The sequence below is a fragment of the Bacteroides gallinarum DSM 18171 = JCM 13658 genome (genome assembly GCF_000374365.1).
Lineage (GTDB): Bacteria > Bacteroidota > Bacteroidia > Bacteroidales > Bacteroidaceae > Bacteroides > Bacteroides gallinarum.
Map to the genome: position 1 here is coordinate 113,073 of NZ_KB894121.1, position 24,187 is coordinate 137,259.

Below are 24,187 nucleotides of genomic sequence, written 5' to 3' on the forward strand. Positions count from 1 at the left end.
TTATAATCCGTAATCCGTTCCGTAACTTATAATTCGTAATCGAGATGCGTTCCATTCCTCAGTTTCTGATTGCTGCTCCTACGTCGGGCAGCGGAAAGACTACCGTGAGCCGCGGGTTAATGGCTTTGTTGGCACAGAAGGGGTTGGCGGTACAGCCTTTTAAATGCGGGCCGGATTATATCGATACCAAGTATCATGCGGCGGTGTGCGGGCGTCCTTCCATAAATCTGGATACTTTTATGGCGTCGGACGGGCATGTGCGCAGGCTGTATGCACGCTATGCCGCGTCTGCGGATGCCTGCATCGTAGAGGGGATGATGGGGATGTTCGACGGCTACGACCGCGACCGGGGTTCTTCGGCGGAGATTGCGGGTTTGTTGCAGCTTCCTGTCGTACTGGTGGCGGATGCCAGGTCTGCCGCTTATTCAATGGCTCCTCTGTTGTGGGGCTTCGTGCACTTTCGTCCGGAGGTGCGGGTGGCGGGGGTGATATTCAACCGTGTAGGTTCGCCCCGCCATTACGAGATGTTGCGGGAGGTGTGTGCCGAGGTAGGGATAGATTGCCTGGGGTATCTTCCGAAAACGAAATCGCTGGAGCAGGAGTCGCGTTATCTGGGGCTCGATTTCAGCTTGTCTAAGGGTACGGATGCTATCGGCGGGCTGACGGACTTGCTGGAACAGCATGTGGATTGGAGGCGGCTGTTGGAAAAGACGTCCTTTCCGTTGCAGGAGGTACGGGAGGAGGAAGGTTGTGTGTGCGGGCGGGATATGCGTATGGGAGAGCTGGGGGGGCTTGCACATAAGGCGGATGTATTTACATCTGAGCCGGGTATGCTTGCGCCTGAGTCGGGTACTTTGCGTATATCGGTGGCGCGCAACGAGGAATCTTTCTCTTTTATTTACGAGGAGCATTTGGAGATATTGCGCGGAATGGGGAGTGTTTCTTTCTTCGACCCGGAGGAGGATGTGCCTATGCCGCAGGATACCGATTTGCTTTATTTGCCGGGCGGGTATCCGGAGAAGCATGCCCGGGAACTTGCCGGGGCGTGCAGGGCAAAGGAATCCGTCCGCGAGTATATAGAGCACGGCGGCAGGACGCTTGCCGAATGCGGGGGGCTGATTTACCTTTCGTATGCCGTTAGCCGCGACAGGCGGGAGGGTGAGGGGGCTTGCTGCGGGTTCGACCGAATGGCGGGTGTCTTTCCTTTTTATATCTCCAATGAGGAGGGATGCCGGAAGTTGGCATTGGGGTATCGCAGTTTCTGCTATAACGGGCAGCAGTTGCGGGGGCATGAGTTCCATTATACGCAGTTCGGTAAGACGGGGGCGGCTCCCGATGATGCGGGGAAAGAGCTTTATCTGCCGCCTACCGTGGCACAGGTGTATAATGCCAAGGGGCAGCCGGTGAGCACGCCTGTATTCCGTTACAAGAATGCGATAGCGAGCTATACGCATCTTTACTGGGGGGAGACGGATATAATGCGATTATTCGAATAACCGAAAACAAGACTGATATGAAGAAGGTATATACGCGTACTGGAGATAAGGGTATGACGGGCATTCACGGCGGAGCACGTGTTCCCAAGGATGATATACGTATCGAGGCGAACGGCTGCCTGGATGAGCTGAATGCCGTAATAGGTGTCGTGCGTTCCATGCTTCCGGCAGGGGATAGCTGGCAGGAGCTGTTGCATGCCATTCAAAGGGAGTTAATGACGGTAATGAGCCATGTGGCTACTCCAGGCGGTGTAACGAACCCTAATCCGCTTTCTGCCGCCGGGCTGACCTTGCGCTGCGAGCAGGAAATGGATGCCATGACTGCCACATTGAAGGAGCACGGGTATTTTCTTCTGCCCGGCGGTACGCCCGTTTCTGCGCAACTGCATTTTGCCCGTACGGTGGCGCGGCGTGCGGAACGGCGCTTGTGGACGCTTCACCGCCAGTCGCCGCTCAATGAGGATATTCTGCGTTTCGTAAACCGCTTATCCGACCTTTTCTTTGTCATGGCGCGCATGGAGATGCAACGGCAGGATTGGCCGGAGGAGAAGTGGCAGGAGTTCGCTTATAAGAGGAAAAGGCTATGACGGTTCTTTTATATCGACTAAGGTCTTGATTGTACGGCTTTTTTCTTTGGGGGTGTATTCTTCGCTTTTTACCAAGCCTATGTCTTTGGCGTACCATTCGGTTATGTTGCTCGTTTCGGAGAAGAATAGAAAGAATGTCGCTTTTATGGTATAGGTTATTTTCATGCAGTCGAACTCTCCGGCGGGTGTCTCGATTCGTTCGAGGCCTTGATATTCTCCGCTGAGGGTGGTCGTCATTTTGGCTGGACCGGCTTTTATTGTGAATTTGCTTGTTTTTATTTTCTCGCCTTTTTTGAGGCGGTCGTTCAGCGATATGCTGATAGTGCCTTTGGAGCTGAACTTCTTTTTTATCTCTTCTTCTTTCTTCTTGTCTTCTACGATAATTCTCATCTCGTCGTACAGGGATGTTTCGTCCATTATGTATATGATTGTGTTGCCGTGGGTATAGGCTATCTTTTGCCGGGACATGTTTCCCTTTGTCTGTCCGTTGCGGGGCAGGACGGAATCGCTCTGTGTTATGTAGAGCGTATCGTTGCTTGCCGCAGTGTGTTCTATGAAAGAGAGGATGCGGTGGGTAGCGTCGTTGCTGCTGTTGTGGCTTTCATAGTAGAGGCGTTTGGCGGAAGTGTTGTAATATTGGGCATTCACGGTAACGGAATGTGCCAACGTAGCCAGTAAAAAAACGAATAGGGTCTTTTTCATAGTATCGGATGTTGTTATGAGTTTGTTTATGTTTTCTTGGAGAACGGGGAGTTACGGCGGCTTTGCGTTACAGTAGCTTTGTGTTACAGCAGCTTTATTAAGTAGCTTTTGTTACAGTAGCTTTGTGTTACAGCAGCTTTACAGCGGTCTTGCATTACAATAGTCTTGCATTACAGCAGCCTTAGGTCGTACAGACATGCCCGTACTTCTTCTTCGCTGCCTACGTGCTTTCCTTCGTCGTCGGACAGTTTCACGCATTCGCGCCACTCCTGGTTGACGTTCATCTTGCACCGGGTGAGCTTCATCACGATGTTGGAGGGCTTGAAGCCGGTATCGTTGGTAAGGTTGGTTCCGATGCCGAAGGAGCAGCGTATTCTGCCGCGGCAGTATTGTTGTATGTCGAGGGCTTTGCCGAAGTCGAGGGCGTTGCTGAATACGATTGTCTTGGTGGTGGAGTCGATGCCCAGTTCGCGATAGCGGGCAATCAGCTTGTCGGCGAACTTGAATTCGTCTCCGGAGTCGCAGCGTACGCCGTCGAACAGTTTCGCCTGTTTGCGGCTCAGGTTCGTGAGGAATACATCGGAGGTGTAGGTATCGGACAGGGCGATGCCCAAATCTCCGTCGTACACGTTCACCCAGTTTTCCAGCGCCATGTAATTGGCGTGCTTGTAGCCGAACTGTGCTCCGTGGAACATGAACCATTCGTGCGGGTGCGTTCCCATCATCTTGATGCCGTATTTCATGGCGAAATGGCAGTTGGAGGTTCCTGTGCAGTATTGGGAGGTTTGTTTCAGGTAGCCGATAACCTTGTCTTGCACATCGAACGAGAAGCGCCGGCGTGTTCCGAACTCCGAGAAGGGGAGCCGGTGCTCGTTGGACAGTGCGACTTTTTCTGCCAGCTTGCCGGCAAGCTCGTCCGGGTTGGCTACGTTGCCGAGTACCCGGTTCTTGATTTCCGATACAATGGCGAGCAGGGGCACTTCGTAGAGGGTGGCTTTGTACAGGTAGTCTGTAACTTCGATGCTCAGGTGGCGGTCTTTGTCCAGGGAGATGTTTATCTTATCGGGCTGGAACCGGAAGGAGGACAGCCATTCCCAGTAGACTCCCGGCAGGAAACGGCAGTGCCGGGTCATGTATTCCAGTTCTTCGCCGGATAGTGCCACCCGGGAGAGGGCAGCAACGGCTTCTTGGAGTTGTTTCAGGAACTCGTCCGTATAGGCTGTCTCGTCCCGGTCTTTGAAACTGAATGTTCCTATGGCATAGGGGAACAGCTTGATGTAAGCATACGAGGTCGTAAACTTGTAAAGGTCTGTATCGAGAATGGTATGAATCATCGTATTCTGTTTTTTAGTCGCTACATTAAATCGGGGATGAAGATAGTAACTTTTTCTTAATTACCGGCATTAATCTGTTAACAACCTCGTATTCCTATTAAACCATGTTATAAGTGGCGCCCGGAGAGGCCGATAATTTGGAGGTTTTCGGAAAATACGTACCTTTGTAATGTGTTTTTCATAGTATTAGATTTAAGGTTAACAAAAAAGATTGGCTGTCTGGGATAGATAGCCTTTTTTTATGCCTTTATGTTACTTCCGCTTATAAATCCGTATGTTGCTTCGTTTATAAATCTGTCTGTTTACTTTTGCTTATAAGGTTGGTTGCTTTTATTTATAAAGCTTGTTTTTGCTTATAAGCTTGTTTGTTTTTACTTATAAGCTTGTTTGTTTTTGCTTATAAGTCTGTTTGCTTTTACTTATAAAGCTTGTTTGTTTCGTTTATAAATCCGGTTCGTAGTGTGCAATGCCAGCGCGCCGTACACGATTACCTGTATCCATAGCGTAAGCATTTGGGGCAGGATGCCGGCAATGCCGGCTCCCATTGAATTCAGCTTTACGAAAGCGAGTGCGGCGGGGGCTACGGGGAAGATGTAGTGTGCTGCCTGCCAGTACCACGGCATCAGCTCCAGCGGATAGGAAACGCCGGAGAGGAAGATGTATCCCACGGAGAAGAAGGCTATCATCAGCAGCGGGGCTTCCGAGTCGGTGAACCAGCGGGAAACAGCGAGCGCGAAGAAGCTGGTGGCGAGCAGGAAGGGAATCATCATGGTAATGATGTCCATGCCGTGCCCGATATGGGGAATGCTGAAGATGTGCGGGAGCAGCCCCAGCAGGAACAGGGAGAATACGGCGTACAACATGACGTACACGAAAGTCCTGCCGGAAACGATGCACAGCACGTTTTTCAGTGAACGGGCGTTCATCGTGAAGATGCCTTTCCGCCTTGCTTCCGCCTCTGCACCCGTGAGCATGGCAATCACCATTAGCATTGTCTGGAAGATGATGACAATCATTACGGCGGGAATCAGGTAGGAGCCGTAGCCTTCGGTGTAGTTGTATAGGGCTGTTCCCGATACTTCGACGGGGGCGGAGGATGCCACTGCCAGCAATCCTTGCGGTGGCAGGAACACAGTCCCGGCAGTGCGGTGAGCATCGTTCACGGCAAGCATGACGCGCGTTCCGGCTTCCTGCAATCCTTTGAAGTCGAGGAAGGCGTTCGTAGCGGCGTAAAGGGTAAAGACGGAGGTTTCGCCGCGGGCAACACGTGTCTCGAAGTCGGAGGGGAGGTAGAATATACCGGCTACTTCGCCTTTTTTCATCCATTCGCGGGCTTCGAGGATATTGGGTGTGCAGGCGTAGACCGAGGTCTGCGGGGCTGCATCCAACCAGCGTACGTACTCCCTGCTTAGCGGGGAGTGGGATAAATCGACCACGGCAACCGGGGCTTCGCGTACCAGGTTGGGGGCATACATATAGTTGTAGAGCAGTCCGTAGAGGAATATGCCGCCTGCCAGTACCAGCAGGATTGCCGGATTGGTGGAGATAGCTTTCCATTCGTGGCGGATAATGCCGCTTAACGGGGTTGCTTCGTTTGCAGCGGTACGGGATAATGCTTTGTTTTCCGTGACGGTTTTCTGCATCTGCTTTTTCAATACGGGCAGGATGAGCGTGCCTGATAGCAGGAACACGAAAAGTACGGCTACCGGTTGCCAGAGATAGGCGAAGCCTGCATCGAAATAAATCATCGCTTGTGTTGCCTCGGTGAAATGGCGTACCGGAAACAGGTAGGAGGCGGCATAGACCGGTGCATACATCGCCGTTACCGGAAAGGTGACTCCGGACAATGTAGCGCCCAGCGAGCCTATCATCGACACTGCGCTGATTGTATAGGCTATCTTGGGGAAAACAGAGAATATGAGTACCGCCAATGCTTGTGTAGCTATGATAAAGAGTACTGTTACGGCGTTCATCAGCCATAGGCTGCCCTGGAAGGGTATGTGCAGCGGGCCGAACAGTACGTAGTTTGCCAGTATGCCTATAACCGAGAATAGGAGGGTGTAGGGCAGTAGCTTTCCTGTAACGGCGGTAAGGATACGGGCGTTTTGCAGGTTGCCGGGGTCTTTGCCGGCGGGTATGGCAGCCTGGAGCCATTGATGCACCGTACCGAACTTGAATTCGCTGCCTATGGCGTAGACCGTTACAAGCAGGATGAGTATCTGGAACAGTATGAAGAAGAAAGGCTGGCTCAGGTAAATGGAATAATTCATATCCGGATTATAGAGCGGATGTGTATCGGCCTCTACCGGAAGGAGGAAGGTTTGCATCTGCTCTTGTCCTACTCCCAGCGCTTCCGCCCGTACGATGACGGGGGATAGCGCTACGGGTGCAAGCGTGGTTTCAAAAGCTGCCATTAGTTCGCTTCCCACTGAGAGGAGTGCATAATGGTAGTAGTAGGTCAGGGTGGCGTCCGTACCGCTTACCGCTTTCTGCTCGAAACGGGGCGGAATGGACAGGTAGCCGTATATCTCCTTCCGTTGTAATGCTTGCCGGGCGGAGGCTTCGTCGGTGAAGTGCTCCGTGACATGGAAAGTGGGCGCTGCCGATATACGGCGGGAGATATTGCGCGAAGTAGCCGTGTTGTCCTGGTCTACAATGCCTATGGGTATGTTTTCCATTTGTCCGCTCCCGAAGATTGTAGCCATGAAGAACAGGCAGAACAGGGGCAGGATGAGGCATACGCCGAGGTAAAGACGGCGTGAGGTCATACGGTTCCATTCGCGGAGAAATACTTTATTCATTGTATGATATTTAATCGTTATATATTTGCATAAATTAGTTCTTTTATGTTTCGCTTTGTGTTTTACATTTTAACGAGTACCGACATTCCCGGCCGAAGGCCTTCTACTGCTTGTACGGGGCGTGCGTGGATTTCGAAAGTCTGCATGTCGTAGCTGCCCGCCTGCTTGGTGGATTTCCAGGTGGCGAAGCTACCCAGCGGGCTGATGTAGTAGATACGGAACTCTATGTCTTTCTTGTCGAGGGCGGGTACATCGGCTTTGAATGTGCCGCCCATTTTAAACTGCGGCATCAGGTCTTCACGGATATTCAGGACTGCGTGTGCGTCGCTCATTACTACCAGGCTCATAATGGGTGTGCCCGGAGCAACCAGTTCGCCCCGCTTGGGGAAGATTGTGGCTATCTGTCCGTCTTCGGGAGCTGTGAGCCTGGAATCTACCAGGAGGGCGGATACTTCGTCTACCGTACTGCGTGCGGCATCTACGAGGCTGCGGGCAGCGGCACGGTCTTCGCTCCGGGCGCCGTCCAACGCCATTTGGTATTGTTGGTATGCCGCACGCTCGGCTGCTTGAGCGGCTTTGTACATGGCTTCTGCCTCGTCCTTGCGCTGCGAGGTGACTACGCTGTCTTTGTACAAGGTGAGAATACGCTGGTAGGTGGTCTGGGCAAGGGTGAGGTCGCTTTGTGCCTTGTTCCATAGCTGCCGGGCGGTGGCGGTGATTTGCCGGCGCGTACCGGCATCTATCTTTTTGTTCTGTTCCTGCGCTACTTGTTCTAGGGCGTTTACCTGGCGGTATTTGGCTTCGATAACGGGGCTGTTGATGACGACGAGTGTGTCGCCTGCCTTTACCCAGTCTCCCTCGTCTACAAGGAAGGAGTCGATGCGTCCTGGGAGCTTTCCGCTGATACGTATTTCCGTGGTTTCCACTTGTCCTTGCAACACCATGGGTTGCCGGTCTATGAGTGACATTCCGATAACCGATACCGCTACGGTAGCGATTAGGATAACGATGAATGTAATACTGATACTTTTATTGCTGATATTCATTATGGTAGTATTTATTGGGTTGGAAGTTATTTGATAGGCCGGGAGTCTGGGGAGTTCACGGCATTCATTCTTGTAAACTGTTCGGGTATCCCGCATAGCGCCAGCAGGTTCATCAGCGCCACGTCGTATTCGTAGTACGCAGCCAGGCGGGCGACGCGTGCCGTAGCCAGCATGGTTTCGGCATCTACTACTTCAGTGCTTGTTGCCATTCCTTCCGTGAAGGATTTCTTGCGGATGCGTACCAGCTCTTCGCTCAACTCGATAGTGGTGTTCAGGGCGCGTACGTTGTCCTGTGCTTTCTGCATCTGCGTGTAGAGTTTGTCGATGCCTACGCTTAAATCGTCTTTGGCTTTTTCTTCGCCTATGGCAAGGGTTTGCCGGGCTATCTTGGACTGGCGTATCCGTTTCTCACGCGCCAGGCCGTCGAAGAGGTTCCAGGTAAATCCTACTCCTATCATGGTGCGGGGAACGAGGTTGCTCGGGATGCCGTGGGCGTATAGTGTCTGCTTGCCGAACAGTGCGATGTCGGGCAGGTATCCGCTCTGGTCGATACGGAGCTGCTGCTCGGCGATGTGCGACTGTAACCGTAACTGGTTGACGGTGTAGTTTTCGGTGTGCATGGCTTGCAGGAACTCTTCTTTGGCAGGCAGGGCGGTGTTTATAAAGAGTGGGGAAACGGGTTCTATGTCGCAGGTGTCTTTCAGGTCGAGCAGTGTGCGCAGGGCGTTCTGCAGAACGGCGGCTTCTTTCCGGGAAGCTTCCAGCGCACGTTGCGCCTCGTCCATGTTTACCTGGGCAAAGAGTCGTCCGGCTTTGTCTGTCATCCCGGCGGCTTCGAGCTTCAGCGCATTTTCGTAATGGCGTTGCAGGCTGTTGTAGGTGTCTTGGCGTACCCGTACGACTTCTTGCGCCAGGCGTAACCCGAAGTAGCTCTCTGCCAAGAGGGTTCGTTGCGTTGCATCGGCTTGTGCACGGTTCTCGCGTGCCATGTCAATCATTGCATTGCCTATTTTACCGGCACGGATGCGTTTTCCTCCGGAGAATACGACCCATTCGGCGGTGAGGCCTACGGAGGTGAGGTTACGCGGCGTGAGCGGAAAGGCGAGTGTGTGGCTGCCTATCTGGTCGAGGATGCTGCCGATGAGTTGGTCGTCCGGAACCAGGTTGTGCACGAAGTCTTTGGCGGGGTCTGTGAATTGCGAAAGGGACTGCTTTACTTCTATCTTTTCGGACAGGTGTACGAATGTGCCCGCACCTTGCAGGCTCGGATACCAGAGGGCGTTCAGCTTGTCGCGTTCCGCACGGGCGCTTTCAATGCCTTTGTCGGCTATCTTCAGGCTGCGGTTTCCCTCCTGCATCTGCCGTAGGGCGTCATCGAAGCTCAGGGGGAGGGTTTGTGCCGTTACCGAACCCGCTCCCAGGAGGATAGTGAGTAAGATTTGTTTCATATGTCAAGTTTATCGTTTAGGTTAGAGTGATAATCTTCAAACACTCTTTCTTTTCTATTGTTCAATCTACCGCTCTTTTTACTACCTTTGCAGCAGGAAATGCAAGAGTATATGAAGAAACTTCATCCTGTTATGTTTGCCGGAACGGGCAGTGACGTAGGCAAGAGTATTATCGCTGCTGCCTTCTGCCGTATTTTCAGGCAAGACGGCTATCGCCCTGCGCCTTACAAGGCGCAGAATATGGCGCTTAACTCGTACGCCACTCCGGAAGGGCTGGAAATAGGCCGTGCACAGGCTGTACAGGCAGAGGCTGCGGGTGTTCCCTGCCATACGGACATGAATCCGTTGCTGCTGAAGCCGCAGTCCGACCATACTTCGCAGGTGGTTTTGAACGGCCGTCCCGTGGGCAACCGCAATGCTTACGATTATTTCCGCAAGGAGGGGCGCGAGGAGTTGCGCAGGGAGGTGTGCGCCGCTTACGACCGGCTTGCCCGGCGTTACAATCCTATTGTGCTGGAAGGGGCGGGGAGCATTTCCGAAATCAATCTGCGTGACTCCGATTTGGTGAACTTGCCTATGGCTATACATGCCGGTGCAGATGTGATTCTGGTGGCGGACATCGACCGGGGCGGCGTATTTGCCAGTGTTTACGGCTCGGTAATGTTGCTTCGCCCGCACGAACGCGAACGGGTGAAAGGTATTCTTATCAATAAGTTCCGGGGCGATATACGGCTTTTCGAACCGGGTATCAAGATGTTGGAGGAGTTGTGCGGTATTCCCGTAGTGGGTGTAGTGCCTTATTATAAGGATATTCATATCGAGGAGGAAGACTCGGTAGCTCTTGCTGCGAAATCGGTGCAGGCGGAGCGGGGAAAGGTGAATATTGCCGTCGTGCTTTTACGTCATCTCAGTAATTTTACGGATTTCAATGTGCTGGAACGTGACCCGCGCGTACATCTTTTCTATACCAACAATACGGACGAGCTGGCTAAGGCGGATATCATTATCCTGCCCGGCAGCAAAAGTACGCTCGACGACTTGTGCGAGCTGCGCCGCAACGGTGTGGCACAGGCTGTTATCCGCGCTCACCGCGAAGGGGTTGCCGTATTGGGTATTTGCGGCGGTTACCAGCTTATGGGGCAGGAGGTGCTCGACCCCGACCATGTGGAGGGGGATATCGAGCGTCTGCCGGGGCTCGGACTGCTGCCTGTAAGTACCCGCATGACGGGGGAGAAGGTTACGAGGCAGGTGAAGTTCGAGTTGGTTGAACGGGGGCAGTCGAATGGGGAAAGCGGTTGTACCGTTATGCCGCATGCCGGTTCCGGTTCCGATTCCGATAATTTTCAGTTTCCGCTCCGGAGTTCCCGGCAGGCTCTTTCCGGTTACGAAATCCATATGGGCAGCACTGTTCCCGTAGAGGGTGCTCCCGCTTCTCCGCTGAACTTGCTGGAGGACGGGCAGCGGGACGGGTATTTCGTAGACCGTACTTGTATGGGAACTTATATTCACGGTATTCTGGATAACCAGGAATTCATAGATTTCCTGCTCGAGCCGTTCGCCGGCAAGCTGTCGGAAACGGCAGGGGCGTTCGACTACCGGCAGTTTAAGGAAGAACAGTACGATAAGCTTGCTGCCCATGTGCGCCGCCATGTGGATATGCAGCTTATCTACCGGATATTGACAGAGAACTAAATATAGACAGAGACATGATTGAAGGACATGGAGATGACTCCTACAAATATAGCCGGCCTATAACGGCTAATTTCAGTTCCAATGTGTACAGCAAGGTAGACCTTTCGCTTCTGAAAGCGCATTTGTGCGAACGGATTGAGCGCATCGGCAATTATCCCGAGCCGGAGCCTTATACGCTCGAAGCCCGGATAGCCCGCAGTTGCCGTTTGCCCGACGAGGCTGTCTGTGTAACGAACGGCGCTACGGAGGCTATCTACCTCATAGCACAGACTTTCCGGGGAACGAATACGGCTATTCTGCAACCGACCTTCAATGAGTATGCGGATGCCTGCCGCATGCACGGGCATCGGGTTACGTCGTTGTACCAGTTGCCGAAAGAGCAAGACGGATATCTGCTGCCGGACAGCGTGCGGATGTTCTGGCTATGCAATCCCAATAATCCTACGGGAACGGTCACCGGCAAGGAGTATATGCGTGAATTGATTGGGCATAACCCGCAGGTGTGTTTTGTCATAGACCAGTCTTACGAGTATTTTACGCTGTGCCCGCTCTTTTCTCCGGCAGAGGCGGCGGAATATCCCAATGTCCTGCTGTTGCATTCCATGACGAAAAGGTATGCGGTTCCCGGCCTGCGGCTCGGTTATGTAACGGGCAGTCCCGGCCTGCTGGCGAGGTTGCGTACCAATCGCATGCCGTGGTCGGTCAATCAGCTTGCTATTGAGGCGGGGTTGTTTTTATTGGAGAATGATGTTCCCAATCCGTTGGATGTGGCTGCTTATCTAAGGGAAACGGCACGCCTGTCCGCTGCTCTTCAGGCTGTCGGGGGACTGGATGTATGGGCTACGCAAACGCATTTTATGCTGGTGCAGCTCCGTTTCGGTAAAGCGTCTGCCTTGAAAGATTACCTTGCCGCAGAGCATGGTATCCTTATCCGGGACGCTTCCAATTTCGTGGGTCTGAATGAGCGTTTTTTCCGCATAGCTACGCAGACGCCGGAAGAAAACGACCGGCTGGTAGCGGCGATTGAATTGAGTTATAAGTTGTAATTGGGCGGGATAGCCCGTTCCTCCGGAGATATTCTTATGGAAGATATAATCATACTTTTAGGCATTGCTTTCAACCTGAACCTTCCGTTGCTTACGGCATGGTTGCTCGACCATTGGCTGGGCGACCCTGCGTGGTTACCGCATCCGGTGGTGGCTTTCGGCAAGGCTATTTCTTTCTGCGAGCATCGTTTGAACAGCGGAAAAGCCCGTTTTCTGAAAGGTGCTGCCGTATCGGCGGTACTCGTTGCGGGTGTTTATTTCCTCACGCTGTTTTTGCTGCGCTGGGCTGCGTATTATTCTCCGGGGCTGCTTTTGACCTTGCAGGTGTTGCTTATTTTTTATTGTCTTGCCGGTACTACCTTAGTACGCGAGGTGCGTGAGGTGTTCAGGGCGGTAGACCGCTCTCCGGAAGAGGGCAGGAGGCAGGTAGCCCGTATCGTGGGGCGCGACACGTCCGAACTGTCGCCCCAGGAAGTCCGTACGGCAGCATTGGAGACGCTGGCGGAGAATTTGAGCGACGGTGTCATTGCTCCGTTATTTTGGTATATCGTGTCGGGTGTTCCGGGGATGATTGCCTATAAGATGATAAATACTCTCGACTCCATGATAGGGTATAAGAATGAGCGCTACCGCCGGTTCGGTTGTTTTGCTGCCCGCCTGGATGATGTAGCCAATTATATCCCTGCCCGCCTGACTGCTTTTCTCATGGTGATAGCATCCGGCAGACTGCCGCTGTTGCTTTTTGTAGGGAAGTACGGCAGTTGGCATGCCAGCCCCAATTCCGGTTATCCCGAAGCGGCGCTTGCCGGTATATTGGATTGTCGTTTCGGCGGTCCCCACAAGTATTTCGGAGAGGAAGTGTGGAAACCTTATATCGGGAGTAACGAACGCTCGCTGACAACGGAAGATATGCAGGTTGCCGTGCGTATCAACCGTTGTGCGGAATGGATTATGATAATCATAGCCGTCGTAACGAGCACCTGGTTATTTGTCGGCTAACGGGCGGAAAAGGCGTCTCCCGCTGCTCGTGTTTCACTTCATTATCAAAGACGGAAGCTCCATTCTATAAATCGATTGTGATAATGCCGCCGTAAGGTGTCAGTGCGCCGAATGCTTCTTCGGGCTTAATGAGGCCGGCATAGATTTGTGCGCAAATCAGCACGCCGCCATGTGCAAAGACTGCCACCCGCCGGTAAGGTTTTGTTTTGAGTTCTTCCAGGAACCGGCTGACACGTTGGTACTGCATGGCAAACGATTCGCCCCCGGTAGCTGCCACATTCAGATAGTCGGCATACCATTCTTGCAGGCGGGGGTCGTCGTTGCGGTCGAAGGGTTTCATCTCCCAACTGCCGAAATTGATTTCCATAATCCGCTTGTCGCGTTCTGCATCCGGATAGCCGCAGTAGGCGGCAAGGCGTACGCAGCGTGTAAGCGGGCTGGTATATACATGGTCGAAGGGCAGATATGCCTTGAGGTTTTCTTTGGTAACGGCTGCCTCTTGCTCGAAAGTGGGTTTCAACGGAACGTCTGTCTGGCCGTAACATACACCGGGTGCTACATCGACAGAGGTGTGGCGGATAAATACGATTTCCATAATTCAATGTTTATTTGAGGTGATAGGGCATAAGCGGCGAATCATTTGTCTGTTCATACGCCATACCTTGTAATTATAATCATGCTTCCTATATAGAATGACAGTTCGCAAAGCAGGAAAGCGGCTCCGCAGCAGTCTCCCGTATATCCTTGCAGGCGGCGTTTCATCAGCCGGCAAAGGAGAATGAAGGCGAATAGGGGGAATAGGGTGGCCGGCCATAATTTTATGGGCAGGAATAGTATCAATGGCAACAGCCCGCAGACGAATGCGGCCGATAATTCGTGCAGATTCATACGGTTGTAAACCACTTTGGCTTTGCTGTCTTCTTCCTTCCGGGCATAGGGCAGGTAGTTGATAAGCTGGGATGCGCAGAACTTAGACCAGCAGTCACCGCAAAGGGCAAGTGTACACAGCAGATGCAGGGGGAGATTGCCGAACTGCGACAGCAACAGGAAATAGACGATAAGCCCGATAACGCCGTAGCTTCCTATATGTGAATCTTTCATTATGGCAAGCGTACGCTCGCGGGTAGTACCGCCTCCGAAACCGTCGAGGAAATCCGCCAGCCCGTCTTCGTGCAGGCAACCCGTGGCGAGCAGACGGGCGATAATGGCTATAATCCAGGCAAGGGGCAGGGGCAGTATCTGTCCGGCAAGCCATAATGTACCTGCCATGATACCGCCTGTCAGCCAGCCTGTCAACGGCCAGTAGGGAACTACATGCTTGAAGCATCCGGCAGGTACTTCTTTTATTTTCCAGAAAGGCAGCCGTGTGAAGAAAATGAATGCAGCCAGTATATTCATATGGGTTTTCGATTTACGGGTTTCAGCTCTGAGGCGTTGCCTCCGGCATGCTTAGAAATATTTGGTGATAGAGGCATGGGCAAAGTTGTCCATTTCGTTAATCATGCGCACTGCCGACTCTACAATCGGGTATGCGCAGATAGCGCCCGTGCCTTCGCCGAGCCTCAGTCCCAGGTGCAGCAGCGGATTGGCTTTCAACGCATCGAGCACCAGTTTATGGCCTGATTCGTCTCCGCAATGTCCGAAGATAGCATAGTCCAGCACTTCGGGATGCAGCTTACTGGCGGCAAGGATACAGTTTGTCATGATGAACCCGTCTATCAGGATAATCATTTTTAGTTCGGCGGCTTGCAGCATGGCGCCCACTGCCATAACCATTTCCAGCCCGCCGAAGTAGCGGATGATATCGCGGGGAGAGCCGTCGCCCTTGTAATTGTCCAGCGCCTGTTTCAGTACCTCGTATTTGTGGCGGATGCCTGCATGGTTCAGACCGCTCCCGGCGCCTACGCATTCTTCCAGGGAAATGCCGGTGAAGCAGGTCATCCACATGGAGGAGGAGGAAGTGTTGCCTATGCCCATTTCTCCGAAGCTGAGTACATTGCTGCCTTCTTCGTGGCAGCGGCGCACCACTTCCGCACCCCGTTCCAGGCAGAGTTCCATTTCTTCCCCGGTCATGGCAGCTTCATGCAGGTAGCTGCGTGTGCCTTTGCGTACTTTCATATTGATGATGCCTTTTTCGTAGGGCAGGTCATAATCTACTCCGGCATCCACTATCTTCAATGTAAACCCATGCTGGCGGCATAGAAAGTTGACGCCTGCCCCTCCGTGGAGGAAGTTGCTGATTTGCTGCCAGGTGATTTCTTTGGGTGAAAGGCTGACGCCTTCTTCCACAATGCCATGGTCGGCGGCGAAGATAATGTTCTGCGGACGTTGCAGGGTAGGGGTTGTTGTCTGCTGGATAAGCCCGATTTGCAGTGCCAGTCGTTCCAGGGTTCCTAAAGACCCTTTCGGCTTGGTCAGGTTATCTATTTTGTCGATTAGTGCCGTACGGATAGTTTCGTCCGGACGGGAGATATGGAATGTTTTCATCGTATGCGTTTCGTTCTTTAATGCCTTTGTTTTAATGCCTTTTAATACCTTTGCTTTTCGTTCCCTGCTTCCTTATCCTTTAATTTTCACCGGAATGCCAGATATCATTAAGATAACTTCGTCTGCTAGTGAGGCGATGTACTGGTTCATCCAACCTTGCATGTCCGTAAACTTCCGTTGTATCTCGTTCTCGGACGTACCGCCCATACCTATTTCGTTAGTGACGAAAATAAAGGTGGCATCTTGGGTGGTAAAATGGTCGAATTCCGCTTTGGCAGCAGCAAGAGTCCGGTCGGTATCGGCATTCAGGTCGAAGAAGAAGTTGGTGCACCACAGTGTTACGCAGTCTATCAGGACGGTACGCCCGGACAGCGAATGGCGGCTCAGTTCCTTTTCTTCTTCTATGTTGGTCCATTCGGGACCGCGCCTTTCCTGGTGGTGTATCACCCGTTTGCGGAATTCTTCATCCCATATACGTGCCGTAGCCAGATAGACGGGGCTGGGAGAGAGGCTGAGCGCCAGCTTTTCCGCATAAGAGCTTTTGCCCGAACGGGCTCCGCCGGTGATAAGTACGATTCGTTTCATTGAATTTCTTGGAGTTTACGGAAGCAAATGTACGCGATTTCTGCGGCAGTGGCAAGAAGTGAACATTTTTTTAGCGATTTCATTTCTTCTTTTTTAAAGTTTTCATTATCTTTGCCACCGTTTTCAGAACGAATGAATACAAAATTATGCGGAAGTAGCTCAGTTGGTAGAGCATCAGCTTCCCAAGCTGAGGGTCGCGGGTTCGAGTCCCGTTTTCCGCTCTTAATGAAAGCCTTGATAGTTAAGCAATTAACTGTCGAGGTTTTCTGCTTTTAAGAGGTTACTACAAGCATAGATTTAGGCGGTTTTAGGGGGTGCATGTAAACCAAGATGTAAACCGAAAAAACATCATGAATGCTTGTATTTCAGTAGTTTGCTACAAATCAAAAACATTATCCAATGGTGAAAACCCATTGATGCTCCAAATCTCTAAAGGTGGAAAGCGAAAATATCAAAGTTTAGGCATATCTGTCCTACCACGTTATTGGGACTTCACACGGAATAAGCCGAAACCGAACTGCCCCAATAAAGAGTATATTCAGAAAATCATTCTTGATAAACAAACAGAGTTACAACAACGAATGTTAGAATTCAACTCTGAACAGAAAGAATATACTACCACTACTTTACTCAATGACGAAAACAAAAAGTTTGAACTGAAAACAGTCAGCCAATTCTACCAAGAACTGATTGAACAATGCAAGAGCAATGATAAATGCGGCAACAGGCTTATCTATAAAGGCTCTTACAACTCTTTGAAAGTATTCACAAAAAATCAATTGGATATACCGTTCAGCGCAATAGACATATCGTGGCTCAATAAATATGAGAAATGGTTACGTTCCAAAGGCAACAAAGAAACAACCATGAGCCTAATGTTCCGTACCCTCCGTAGTGCATACAATAAAGCCATAAAAGCTAAATGCGCCCGCAAATCTGATTATCCCTTTGACGAATATAAAATCAACAAGTTCGATACGAAAACACAGAAACGGGCAATAGCCAAGACAGAAGTATTGAAATTCACTAAAGAAGTTGGCAATATCGGCAAACGGCAATACGTCCAACTTAGTAAAGACATATTTATTTTCAGTTATCTGTGTGGCGGCATTAATTTTACAGACATCGCAAATCTGACAAAAGCCAATATCACAAACGGCAGGCTGCACTATGTACGTCAGAAAACGGGCAAACTGATAAAATTAGGCATATCAGAGGAAGCCATGCAAATCATAAAAAAATATGAGAGCGAAAGCAAAGGTTATCTATTCCCCATTTTAAATGCCAATATCCACAAGACACCACTCCAAAAACAAAACAGAATACATAAAATGTTAGGCAAAGTCAACAAGAACCTAAAACTAATTCACCTAAAGCAAATGTGTGTCGTAATATACTACGTTTCATATTTCGAGTTTTTAGTTGTTCTTGCGCCACCGCCCGCCGCGACGCGGACAGCTACACCTTATATATATTATATTTAAGTATCTCTCCGTGCTTACGCCGATGCACGGGGTGGCTTCGGGTGTTATCCCTTACTCTTGCGAGCGGACATACACGTCTTTGAACTCGCCTGTCGCCACAATCTGACCAGTGGCAGGGTCGTAGCATTCGGTATAGGCAGTTGAGTAGGTATTGTCATCCTCGAAGGTAATAGGAGGAGCAACTTTTGCTTCCTCGCTGCCTTCTTTCGTGGTGCGTATCTGGCCAGTGGTGTTCATGCTCCATCCACCGCCCTCCTTGTATTCCTTGTTGCCTACCTTGTAGTAGTTTGTTCCGGTACCGTCTTCGCGGTATTCCACCCATGCTTCATCGGGTTCATACTGGTTGTATTCTTTCCACTCGCCGTTCTTCTTCTCGTAAGTGCCTTTGAACGCCCATTTGCCTACCAGTTTTTCGGCAGGGGTCTTCACCGTTTCGTCCATGCGGGTGAGTCTCCATTTGAATTCTCCCTCCAACGTTTCGCCCGTCTCTGTGTCAGTGAGTTTTCCGTAGTCGCCCATCTCGAACGAGGTGGCATCCAGGCTGAGGATGTTGACGGTCATTGTGGCAAGGGTCAGCGTACCTGCTTCTTCATCGGTTTTCCACTCGCCCCCTTTGAGGGTGGTAAAGCCGTCGGCAGCCGTGATGGTACTCACCACGGTGCCGTCCGTGCGGATGGTGTAGGTCTGCCCTTGACCTTCGGGGATAGGGCTTTCCACCCACTTGCCGTCCTTCTTCGCGTAGCTGGTGGCGAGGTTCCATTTGCCGGTGATGTTCTCGGCGATGGGTTTCAAAATCGTGCTTTCGCCTTCCTTGTTTTTGTTGTCGTCATGACAGCCAGTGAAGGTGCTCATCATTGCAAGGCATCCTGCCATTGCAAGGATGCTCTTCGGTTTCAAACAATTCTTTGTCATCTTCTTTTTACTATTAATTTTATGGTTTTATGTGCCACTGCCCACAGCGATGCGGGCAATTACACCTTATATTATATAGGTATCTCTCCGTGATTACGCTGATGCACGGGGCGACTGTCAGCGATTACTCCATTTCGGCTGTGCCATTATCATCGCCTGTTTCCTTAGTCCAGTCTGTAATCTTTGCACTTACTACCTTCTGCTCCGTCAGGTTGGCAGTAACGGTAAAGCGGTATTTCTTGGCAGGCTCGAACGTCTTGTCCTCCGGCAGTCTGTAAATCAGTTCCCCGCCCGCAGTAGTGGTGATGCGGATGAACGGTGTATCTTTTGTCAAGAGCTGCGGCACGATGATGGCTTCGTTTAACACTTTGCCATCATCGCTTCCCGTGTTTGCGGCGATATCTGCCCCGGTCAGGTTGGTATCTATCTCAATCGGATTTCCTCCTTGCGGACCGTTCTCTGTCACCTTGAATTCTTTCGCCTTGTCCGGGGTCAAGACGGCTTCGAGCCTCGTGTTCAGGATTTCCATTTTCGAGATGTCCGGGCTTCCGTCTCCCTTCACCAATACCACCTCTATCTTGGAGAGCAGGTGACTGAATTGCAGATTGATGGCTTCTTTTGTACGGGCGACATTGTTTACTTTGGCATACACGAGGTCGGACTTGGCGTAGCCGTCCTCTCCGCTTTTTTGGTTCTGTGCTACCGTGTGCGTAATCTCCGTTGCCCAGAAACCGCTTTCTGTCCAATCCGTATCTTCCCCGAAGTTCCCGTGTATGGCATAGATGTCCACGGCATTGCCGGTCTGGGGGAAGTACATCGTCTCGCCCGTCAAGGCACCGTCGTCTCCTGCCGTCAGTTCCCTGTCTTTGTACAGTTCCTTGTCTGCCACGTTTCCGGCATCATCCACCCACACGTGTACCTGTTCTCCGGGTTTCAGCATCATGTCGAGGTTGTGCGAGGTACGGGTCTGCACCTCCAGACCGCCCGTCAGGCGGATTTCCACCGGGGCGTTCGGGTCGTCGCCGGGCAGTCCGTCATTGCTGCAAGCCGCCAGCGCAATAGCAGCGGCTGCAAAAAGAATGTAATTCGTTGCTTTCATCTTTTTATTTGTTTTTCTCTTATTGCCTGTGTGTCCTGTCCCTTATTCCGCACTGCCGCTTTCGCCGTCAGCGTTGCCCTGTTCCCAGTCCTTGATGGTGGCCGTGACCTCGATGGCGGTCTTGTGAATGGTGATGTTGTAGATGTACTCCTTGCCCGGATCGAATCTCGTGGCTTTCTCCGAGTTGTTCAGCTCCCACACGTAAGGCTGCTCGTGCCCCTTGACGCGGAACTCGAACTGCATCCCGTCATAGTCATAGCTCGGCATCACGATGCCTTCGGATGTCCGTCCGTTTTCTGCGGTGAACAGGTCAATGCCTTCGTAACCTTTCGCAATGGTTACTTCGTCGTCAGTCAGTACGTCGAAGTTGGCGGTCGTCTGCTGTCCCGTGAGGGCTACCGTCATACCCGCCAACTCGCTGTGGTTGCCCTTGAAGCCAGCTCCGGTCTTGATGTTCAGGCGCACCTTCGAGAGCTTGTGCTCAAAGCGGAACTGCACGGTCGGGTCGGTCTTGCTGATACCTTTGGTCTTGCTGCTTCCCTCTGCCTGCTGCGTCGTGCTTACCATGAAGTCGATGTCTTTCTGCTCTGCCTGATTGCTCAGGTCTATCTTGTAGGTGCTGCCCGCCATTTCCGGCTTATATGGGTAGTAGGCGGTGAAGTCGCGTGTGCTTCCGTCCACCGGCAGGTAGATGGTCGCGTTTTTGTCGGCAGGGTTGAATGTGCCGAGTGCATTTTCTAACGTACTGTACTGCCTGTTGCCCTGTGCCGTTCCGCTCGTTTCATCGGTGGCTATCTCAGTGGTTCTCGGCATCAGTGCGAAGATACCGATGGCATCATTGGCTTCCCACTGGTCATCGTAGGCACGGGTCTGGATACCGCTTGTCACTTGCAGTGCCACACGGCTGTCGCTGTCATTCCCTCCGGGTAGGTTTTCATCGTTGCTGCATCCTGCCAATACGGCGAGTGCAAGCAGCCCGGTCATTGTCACTTTCATTTTTTGCATAGTCTGTTATTTTATTTATTCAGTTTCCTTGTTACTGTATGTCCACATCCTCACCGCCGCCGTTGCCCGGCTGCCAGTTGTCGATGGTGGCGCTCATGTCCGCTTCTATCGGGGTGTTCAGGTCGCCTGCCAGCCGGAATGCCTCTGTCATGTCGTTGCCGAAGTCTTTCAGATAGTCCGTCATGTCGCTTTCCGTCGTCTGCGTCCGTCCGTCGGTGAACACGATTTCTATGGCGAGGGTCTGCCTGTCGCCCGTCACACCCAATAGCCGTGCATCGGCAGTCAGTCTGTCTCCTGTGCGGATAAATTCAACAACCGTAGAGACAGCACCGCCAGTAGTCTGCTGTGCCGAAAGGTCGAATGCTCCGGCTATGCCCGACAGCGTTCCCTCGACAGACGCTATCCGTTCGGGGTCGCCTTCGGTAACGGTCAACTCAATACACAGGTCGCGTACACGCTGCAACACGGACATCTCCACTTTCAGGCTGTCGTCTGCTGTGAGCTCTATTTGCCGTGTTCCTGAATGTAAATATCCGGGAAGGGGGTGTATAAGCCCGTCAGCCGAACGGACTGCTGCCCCAAAAGGAGCCACACGGGCGACAAGTCCTTCCACGGAAAAACCTTCGGGACGGTTATATACCGTTACGGTATGTGTCCCTGGCTCGAATAGGTCGGGCACGGTAAACGTACTTCCGGTCGCTTCAAATGTCCTCCCGTCTATATCGACTGTATATCCGTCTCCACCGGGCAACCCGTCCATATCGAGTACTACAGCCCCTTTGTCGGGATGCGGCGTGTTGAAAAGCTCGTCTTTCACGCAGCCCGTCATGGTGACAGCAAAAGTAAGGGTCGCTGCCGCCACCGGCAAAACTGTTTTACGAACGACCGTTGTTTCCCGTGAACGTATATTTTCCAGCATATTCTTTAATATCTTCTTCATTTTTCCTCCTTCCGTTAGAACAGTTTCCACACTAAGGTTACACCTGCATTGAAGGGGCCCCACCAGTTCTTGCTCTCCCTACCATGGCGTACACGAACCTTGTCGATGACCTCGTATTTCTCATAGTCGGCATGGACGCAGCCGATGCCGAGGTTGAAGTCGAGCGAGAGGGTCTTGTTCAACCGCAACTGATAACCGCCGGTAATGCCGCCGCCCATCAGGTCGCCCTGCCTGCCGGTCGAGGAGAGCTTGTAATTGAACTGCCCGGCCTTGTACATCGCACCCAGATAGCCGCGTTTCTCCTTACCTATATAATAGCGCACTTCGGGCGATACTTCCCAGAGGGCATATCTTCTGTCCTTGTCGTTCCACGTCCATGAAGTCCACGAGCCGTTTACCAGAATGCCCCATGACGGGTTGATGCGCCACTCTATACCCAAATCCGGTGTAAGGGTCGCCCAACGCAGCAGGTTAGCACGCAGGGAGAAAGTATAGTCGTCTATGCCGGCTTTTTTAGCGGCGAGCCTTTCGGCTTCCACCCGTTCAAACTCCGCCTTACGTGCGGCTTCCTCGGCCGTCCTGCGCTCCTGTTCGGCACGTTTTGCCGCAAGGCGTTCTTCCTCGGCTTTCTTTTCGGCAGTAAGACGGGCTTTCTCTGCCTGTTCCACTTTCACACGCTCCGCAGCTATACTGTCGGCTTCCGCTTGCGTACTGTTCGGAACATTCTTCTCTGTCGGTATTACAAGGCGTACAGTGACGAGATTGCCGTCCGTGGCATGGTTATGTGTGATGAAGCATTTCTCCACAAGTCCGCTGCGGGTTATCAGTTCGGATTTCACACGGTTGGAACGTTTTTTTGCCACGGCGAGGTTTTCCGCTTCGGCGGATGCGGAAACGCTGTAACCGTCCACATATAGGGGGATTTTCCCACACAGGATGTCCGCCTTGTGTCGTTCCACACATTCCTGAAGGCGTTGCAGTTCTTTTCCGTTCTCCCCGAACGGAACGTAGAACATGTCCTCATGTGGTACGAAGCGGAACACGTAGGACGTATCTGCCGGTTCCTGCGCTGAGAGCGGCAAAAGAGACAGCATAAGCAGCAATGTCAATATGGGCTTTTTCAAATTCATACATTTATGTTTATTGATTCTACATGAAAGACTTTCCGGCGACATACGGGCATGGCATCTCCATGTACCGCATACCGCCAGAAAGCACACAATCCTCTGTCCGCTGCCGCAACGGTAGCGGGGGAGGTATGGGATTTATAGAATGTGTCTCGTAGGAAAAGACAGGATAATCCAAAAAGAAAAATCCTGCTAACTGATTGATAGTTAAATGATATTTTGTATCTTGACGCGCGTAGCCTGAGAGAGAGAGAGAGAGAGAGAGAGAGAGAGAGAGAGAGAGAGAGAGTATAAAAATCTCCCTATCTGCCAAATCTTCCATTCTATTTCTCACAGACACCTTCATTTTTTATATACATGCAAATTGTCCAATATGTTCTATTATCGGATGTAAATGTATGAAAATTTAATGAATTACCGACCGATTTCACAAAGATTTTTGGGCAATCGGAGGCAAGGGATGACATTGATACCCATTCTGAATGAGACGAAAGAATAAAAAGGGAACAACTGAAATATGGAATATCGAACGATACCAAACAAAGTATAGTACCTTTACGGTGGCTCATACTAATGGGGTAAAATAGAAATAAAATCTGGAAACAAATTGCACCGGGAAAGAGAAAACTGCTCATATTGATACTCCAAATGAGTTAAGAAACAATAAAAGCGTTAAATCTTCACTCTTTAGAATGCACCACTAAAGGTTACGAACATATTTCTGATTTATTACTTGCAAAATATCAAGTGATAACTGGCTGCAAATACGGAGAATAGAATACAAAATACATTGGAAATGTAAAAAGGATACTGACTTAGTATAGTATGATGCAGTTAGGCTCAACCGGGAGTCAAGGAGCAACGTAAAAAACGGAAAACCAACCGGATTTTTATTTTAGGGAGGCATTGCCTTAACATGGCTTGCCCTGTATGAGTTAAACCGAAAGTTGAACCGGAAAAGAGTGGGAGGGTTTGAGTTGAAACCACCCCTTTTTGTCAGAAACCGGTAGAACAATCTGGAAACAATATTTTCGGAGTAGGTGTTGCCGGTGAAGTAAATCCTGAAAGACGGGTAAACGGTATCCCTTTAAGTGTAATAGTCAAGACTTGCTCTGACATTTGTTTTACTATCGGACAAAACAACTGTCAGTTGTTTGTTGCGAAGTTACGCAACTTTCTTCACTCTCACAACCGAATGGCGTTTTACCAACCTCATTCGGTTTTATTGTTTCCTGATTTTGTAGTTGATACTTCCTTGCGACGGCTATTCCTTCGATAAAAGTCTGCATTGGCGTTTTCCCGAAACAATACTTTCCGGAGTGTGTTCTTTCCGTGTTGTAAGAGTTCATCCACGCATCAAGGTCAGTTTGCAGCTGCTCAATAGAGGTATAAATTTT

At 51.2% G+C, this 24,187-nt stretch carries 19 protein-coding genes, 1 tRNA gene and 2 pseudogenes; 7 read left to right on the forward strand and 15 right to left on the reverse strand.

All coding sequences use genetic code 11. The features are described from left to right. Positions 1-44 precede the first annotated feature (44 nt). A complete protein-coding gene (locus C233_RS0105760; protein ID WP_018666647.1) occupies positions 45-1,496 on the forward strand; it encodes a cobyrinic acid a,c-diamide synthase CobB in 1,452 nt (483 codons plus the stop codon). 17 nt (positions 1,497-1,513) lie between these two features. Further along, entirely contained in the window at positions 1,514-2,083 is a 570-nt protein-coding gene (locus C233_RS0105765) for a cob(I)yrinic acid a,c-diamide adenosyltransferase (protein ID WP_018666648.1), read from the forward strand. Here C233_RS0105765 and C233_RS0105770 read toward each other — a convergent pair. From C233_RS0105770 to C233_RS0105790, 5 genes and pseudogenes are all read right to left on the reverse strand, one after another. After that, positions 2,078-2,785: a TapB family protein gene (locus C233_RS0105770; RefSeq protein ID WP_018666649.1), complete on the reverse strand. Its 708-nt coding sequence runs from the start codon at positions 2,783-2,785 to the stop codon at positions 2,078-2,080. The genes C233_RS0105765 and C233_RS0105770 overlap by 6 nt on opposite strands. A 170-nt stretch (positions 2,786-2,955) precedes the next feature. Next, positions 2,956-4,125 (reverse strand): annotated as a pseudogene (pncB, locus tag C233_RS0105775) (nicotinate phosphoribosyltransferase); the annotation flags it as partial. A 413-nt stretch (positions 4,126-4,538) separates the two neighbouring features. Then, positions 4,539-6,920, reverse strand: a complete 2,382-nt coding sequence (locus C233_RS0105780) for an ABC transporter permease (protein ID WP_018666651.1) — start codon at positions 6,918-6,920, stop codon at positions 4,539-4,541. Between the two features lie 62 nt (positions 6,921-6,982). Then, on the reverse strand, positions 6,983-7,966 hold the full coding sequence (locus C233_RS0105785) for an HlyD family secretion protein (protein ID WP_018666652.1): 984 nt from the start codon (positions 7,964-7,966) through the stop codon (positions 6,983-6,985). 26 nt (positions 7,967-7,992) lie between these two features. Then, a complete protein-coding gene (locus tag C233_RS0105790) occupies positions 7,993-9,414 on the reverse strand; it encodes a TolC family protein (RefSeq protein WP_018666653.1) in 1,422 nt (473 codons plus the stop codon). Positions 9,415-9,525: 111 nt separating this feature from the next. Between C233_RS0105790 and C233_RS0105795 the strand changes: the two genes are divergently transcribed. The 3 genes from C233_RS0105795 to cbiB are packed head-to-tail and all read left to right on the forward strand — an operon-like array spanning position 9,526 to position 13,151. Continuing rightward, the gene (locus tag C233_RS0105795; protein ID WP_026314752.1) at positions 9,526-11,106 is read left to right on the forward strand and encodes a cobyric acid synthase; all 1,581 of its coding nucleotides are present in this window, start codon (positions 9,526-9,528) and stop codon (positions 11,104-11,106) included. Positions 11,107-11,120: 14 nt separating this feature from the next. Further along, positions 11,121-12,152 carry a threonine-phosphate decarboxylase gene (locus C233_RS0105800; protein WP_018666655.1) on the forward strand — a complete coding sequence of 344 codons (1,032 nt, stop codon included), beginning with the start codon at positions 11,121-11,123 and terminating at the stop codon, positions 12,150-12,152. A 36-nt stretch (positions 12,153-12,188) separates the two neighbouring features. Beyond that, a complete protein-coding gene (gene cbiB / locus C233_RS0105805; RefSeq protein WP_025068666.1) occupies positions 12,189-13,151 on the forward strand; it encodes an adenosylcobinamide-phosphate synthase CbiB in 963 nt (320 codons plus the stop codon). 64 nt (positions 13,152-13,215) lie between these two features. On the opposite strand, the gene cobC is transcribed toward cbiB, so the two are convergent. The 4 genes from cobC to cobU form a co-directional block, all read right to left on the reverse strand. Continuing rightward, entirely contained in the window at positions 13,216-13,746 is a 531-nt protein-coding gene (cobC, locus tag C233_RS0105810) for an alpha-ribazole phosphatase (protein ID WP_018666657.1), read from the reverse strand. Positions 13,747-13,799: 53 nt separating this feature from the next. After that, a complete protein-coding gene (locus C233_RS0105815) occupies positions 13,800-14,549 on the reverse strand; it encodes an adenosylcobinamide-GDP ribazoletransferase (RefSeq protein ID WP_018666658.1) in 750 nt (249 codons plus the stop codon). Positions 14,550-14,600: 51 nt separating this feature from the next. Next, positions 14,601-15,638 carry a nicotinate-nucleotide--dimethylbenzimidazole phosphoribosyltransferase gene (gene cobT / locus C233_RS0105820; RefSeq protein ID WP_018666659.1) on the reverse strand — a complete coding sequence of 346 codons (1,038 nt, stop codon included), beginning with the start codon at positions 15,636-15,638 and terminating at the stop codon, positions 14,601-14,603. 72 nt (positions 15,639-15,710) lie between these two features. Next, positions 15,711-16,223 carry a bifunctional adenosylcobinamide kinase/adenosylcobinamide-phosphate guanylyltransferase gene (cobU, locus tag C233_RS0105825; protein ID WP_018666660.1) on the reverse strand — a complete coding sequence of 171 codons (513 nt, stop codon included), beginning with the start codon at positions 16,221-16,223 and terminating at the stop codon, positions 15,711-15,713. Between the two features lie 148 nt (positions 16,224-16,371). Here cobU and C233_RS0105830 point away from each other — a divergent pair. Further along, positions 16,372-16,444 (forward strand) — tRNA-Gly (locus C233_RS0105830). Positions 16,445-16,573: 129 nt separating this feature from the next. After that, positions 16,574-17,707 (forward strand): site-specific integrase, encoded by a 1,134-nt coding sequence (locus C233_RS22320; protein ID WP_018666661.1) that lies wholly within the window; start codon positions 16,574-16,576, stop codon positions 17,705-17,707. 51 nt (positions 17,708-17,758) lie between these two features. Here the strand turns inward: C233_RS22320 and C233_RS0105840 are convergent, their stop codons facing one another. From C233_RS0105840 to C233_RS23490, 6 genes and pseudogenes are all read right to left on the reverse strand, one after another. Continuing rightward, a complete protein-coding gene (locus C233_RS0105840; protein WP_018666662.1) occupies positions 17,759-18,619 on the reverse strand; it encodes a hypothetical protein in 861 nt (286 codons plus the stop codon). Between the two features lie 124 nt (positions 18,620-18,743). Then, entirely contained in the window at positions 18,744-19,718 is a 975-nt protein-coding gene (locus C233_RS0105845; protein WP_018666663.1) for a fimbrillin family protein, read from the reverse strand. A 42-nt stretch (positions 19,719-19,760) separates the two neighbouring features. After that, positions 19,761-20,723, reverse strand: coding sequence for a fimbrillin family protein (locus C233_RS0105850; RefSeq protein ID WP_018666664.1), 963 nt, complete (start codon positions 20,721-20,723; stop codon positions 19,761-19,763). Positions 20,724-20,754: 31 nt separating this feature from the next. Next, the gene (locus C233_RS0105855; RefSeq protein ID WP_018666665.1) at positions 20,755-21,663 is read right to left on the reverse strand and encodes a FimB/Mfa2 family fimbrial subunit; all 909 of its coding nucleotides are present in this window, start codon (positions 21,661-21,663) and stop codon (positions 20,755-20,757) included. A gap of 14 nt (positions 21,664-21,677) precedes the next feature. Continuing rightward, complete coding sequence (locus tag C233_RS0105860; RefSeq protein ID WP_018666666.1) at positions 21,678-22,793, reverse strand: DUF3575 domain-containing protein; 1,116 nt, start codon at positions 22,791-22,793, stop codon at positions 21,678-21,680. Between the two features lie 1,124 nt (positions 22,794-23,917). Continuing rightward, positions 23,918-24,187: pseudogene (locus C233_RS23490) on the reverse strand (IS481 family transposase); the annotation flags it as partial.

What these genes read in the sequence shown, in the direction of transcription:
- C233_RS0105800 (WP_018666655.1), top strand. Translation starts at nt 11,121, where the DNA reads ATGATTGAAGGACATGGAGATGACTCCTACAAATATAGCCGGCCTATA.
- cobU (WP_018666660.1), bottom strand. Translation starts at nt 16,223, where the DNA reads ATGAAACGAATCGTACTTATCACCGGCGGAGCCCGTTCGGGCAAAAGC.
- C233_RS0105840 (WP_018666662.1), bottom strand. Translation starts at nt 18,619, where the DNA reads ATGACAAAGAATTGTTTGAAACCGAAGAGCATCCTTGCAATGGCAGGA.
- C233_RS0105845 (WP_018666663.1), bottom strand. Translation starts at nt 19,718, where the DNA reads ATGAAAGCAACGAATTACATTCTTTTTGCAGCCGCTGCTATTGCGCTG.
- C233_RS0105795 (WP_026314752.1), top strand. Translation starts at nt 9,526, where the DNA reads ATGAAGAAACTTCATCCTGTTATGTTTGCCGGAACGGGCAGTGACGTA.
- C233_RS0105815 (WP_018666658.1), bottom strand. Translation starts at nt 14,549, where the DNA reads ATGAATATACTGGCTGCATTCATTTTCTTCACACGGCTGCCTTTCTGG.
- cobC (WP_018666657.1), bottom strand. Translation starts at nt 13,746, where the DNA reads ATGGAAATCGTATTTATCCGCCACACCTCTGTCGATGTAGCACCCGGT.
- C233_RS0105785 (WP_018666652.1), bottom strand. Translation starts at nt 7,966, where the DNA reads ATGAATATCAGCAATAAAAGTATCAGTATTACATTCATCGTTATCCTA.
- C233_RS0105860 (WP_018666666.1), bottom strand. Translation starts at nt 22,793, where the DNA reads ATGAATTTGAAAAAGCCCATATTGACATTGCTGCTTATGCTGTCTCTT.
- C233_RS0105765 (WP_018666648.1), top strand. Translation starts at nt 1,514, where the DNA reads ATGAAGAAGGTATATACGCGTACTGGAGATAAGGGTATGACGGGCATT.
- C233_RS0105770 (WP_018666649.1), bottom strand. Translation starts at nt 2,785, where the DNA reads ATGAAAAAGACCCTATTCGTTTTTTTACTGGCTACGTTGGCACATTCC.
- C233_RS0105855 (WP_018666665.1), bottom strand. Translation starts at nt 21,663, where the DNA reads ATGAAGAAGATATTAAAGAATATGCTGGAAAATATACGTTCACGGGAA.
- C233_RS0105790 (WP_018666653.1), bottom strand. Translation starts at nt 9,414, where the DNA reads ATGAAACAAATCTTACTCACTATCCTCCTGGGAGCGGGTTCGGTAACG.
- cobT (WP_018666659.1), bottom strand. Translation starts at nt 15,638, where the DNA reads ATGAAAACATTCCATATCTCCCGTCCGGACGAAACTATCCGTACGGCA.
- C233_RS0105780 (WP_018666651.1), bottom strand. Translation starts at nt 6,920, where the DNA reads ATGAATAAAGTATTTCTCCGCGAATGGAACCGTATGACCTCACGCCGT.
- cbiB (WP_025068666.1), top strand. Translation starts at nt 12,189, where the DNA reads ATGGAAGATATAATCATACTTTTAGGCATTGCTTTCAACCTGAACCTT.
- C233_RS0105760 (WP_018666647.1), top strand. Translation starts at nt 45, where the DNA reads ATGCGTTCCATTCCTCAGTTTCTGATTGCTGCTCCTACGTCGGGCAGC.
- C233_RS0105850 (WP_018666664.1), bottom strand. Translation starts at nt 20,723, where the DNA reads ATGCAAAAAATGAAAGTGACAATGACCGGGCTGCTTGCACTCGCCGTA.
- C233_RS22320 (WP_018666661.1), top strand. Translation starts at nt 16,574, where the DNA reads ATGAATGCTTGTATTTCAGTAGTTTGCTACAAATCAAAAACATTATCC.